General features: G+C 54.2%; 2 protein-coding genes and 1 pseudogene. All 3 read right to left on the bottom strand.

Annotated elements, in window-relative coordinates:
* Positions 1-122 precede the first annotated feature (122 nt).
* Complete coding sequence (locus tag OSC10802_RS52240) at positions 123-335, bottom strand: hypothetical protein (protein WP_155969197.1); 213 nt, start codon at positions 333-335, stop codon at positions 123-125.
* Positions 299-454, bottom strand: a complete 156-nt coding sequence (locus tag OSC10802_RS52235) for a hypothetical protein (RefSeq protein WP_232731910.1) — start codon at positions 452-454, stop codon at positions 299-301. Before OSC10802_RS52235 ends, OSC10802_RS52240 begins: the two co-directional genes overlap by 37 nt.
* 685 nt (positions 455-1,139) lie before the next feature.
* A pseudogene (locus OSC10802_RS43465) lies at positions 1,140-1,477 on the bottom strand (hypothetical protein); the annotation flags it as partial.

The following is a 1,477-nucleotide window of genomic DNA, read 5'->3' as shown; positions in this document are numbered from 1 at the left end:
ATTGCCCGTGCTGAGTTGGGAGATAAACAGGGGGCGATAGAGGATTTACAGAAAGCGGCACAACTCTACTGCGCACAAAGGCACCCTAAGTGCCAAATAGCACAGGAACTTCTCAAACAGCTTCAGCAGTAACTTCTCACACAGAGCAGAGTCAGCCAAAGCGCCTTAACTCCCGACTGGTGCGGATGGCTGATAGCAGATAAATTGCGCCTCACTCCATCTCGCCACGCGCCACGGGGGGTGAACCCGGCACCCAACCCCATCGCCGCTTGCGGGGTAGGCGCGTGCCAGAGTTTTCTCACCGGCACGTCTGACGCGCCTGCCGGCGATTCCACTCCTGAGCTGCGATTTCGTGCTGTATCATCTCCTCCACTTCCCGAATCATCATCCGCAGTTGAGGCAGAGAATACTCATCGTTAGAGGGGATGGCTAGGCGATATTGCTTGTATAGCATAAACGGATGCCGTTGCCTGGAAAAGGGCCATCAAATCCCTGCCGGTGTACTTTTCTAATGAAATCCCGAATCTTGTAGGGTGGGTTGCGCGGTTGAGCGCAACCCACCTTCCCCTTAGGCAAACCGCGCCAATATTTCCTTGCTTCTTAAGTCCGCGAAGGCGGACTTCGTTTGTGTAGCCGCGATTTCCAATCGCCGGGGATCTCGTTTTCCCGCGCTGGTTTGTAGCGATTTCCACTCGCCGGGAGGAGATGTTTGTACTCGCTGAATGCTAAGATCCTGGCGACTGAAGTCGCGGCTATACAGACGAAACCCGCCTACTAAGATCCTGGCGACTGAAGTCGCGGCTATACAGACAAAACCCGCCTACGCGGGTTTGAAAGCGTAATGCTCAGATCCTGGCGACTGAAGTCGCGGCTATACAGACGAAACCCGCCTACCCTTCGGGAAGGGCTTCGCCCAACGCGGGTTGGAAAGCAATTTCCAATCGCCGGGAGGAGATATTTCTACTCGCTGAATGCTCAGAGCCTGGCGACTGAAGTCGCGGCTATACAGACAAAACCCGCCTACCCTTCGGGAAGGGCTTCGCCCAACGCGGGTTTGAAAGCAATTTCCACTCGCCGAGGGATGTTTCTTCCCGGAATTGTAGGGTGGGTTGCGCGGTTGAGCGCAACCCACCTTCCCCTTACGCGAACCGCGCCAAGAGTTCCTCGCGGGAGAGACTAGACAGCTGCAGCAATATAGGAGCAAACTCCTCTGCCGGTAACGCCATAAATCGGTCAATAATTGCTGACAGTTGCTCGTCTAATTCGCCGAAGCGTACTCGCAGCAGAGTTTCTATCGTGGTGCGGCGTTCTCGCTCTTGTCCCGCTCGCGTAGCTCGTTCCATATCTCGGTCGTAAAGTTCTTGTAACCGCACAAACACCTCCCGATCTTCCTGATCTAAACTTTCAAGGGGGCCTAAGTTATTAAAAAAGGACTTCAGCAACTTCAAGGCATTCAACCCTAAGGAATTATTGGGTG

The sequence above is a fragment of the Kamptonema formosum PCC 10802 genome, assembly GCF_000332335.1.
Lineage (GTDB): Bacteria > Cyanobacteriota > Cyanobacteriia > Cyanobacteriales > Oscillatoriaceae > Oscillatoria.
Note: the sequence above shows the minus strand (reverse complement) of the source record. Positions and strands in the feature narration are given on the sequence as shown.

Bases quoted from the DNA above. Each gene is read 5' to 3' on its own strand.
- OSC10802_RS52235 (WP_232731910.1), bottom strand. From the start codon at position 454: ATGCTATACAAGCAATATCGCCTAGCCATCCCCTCTAACGATGAGTAT.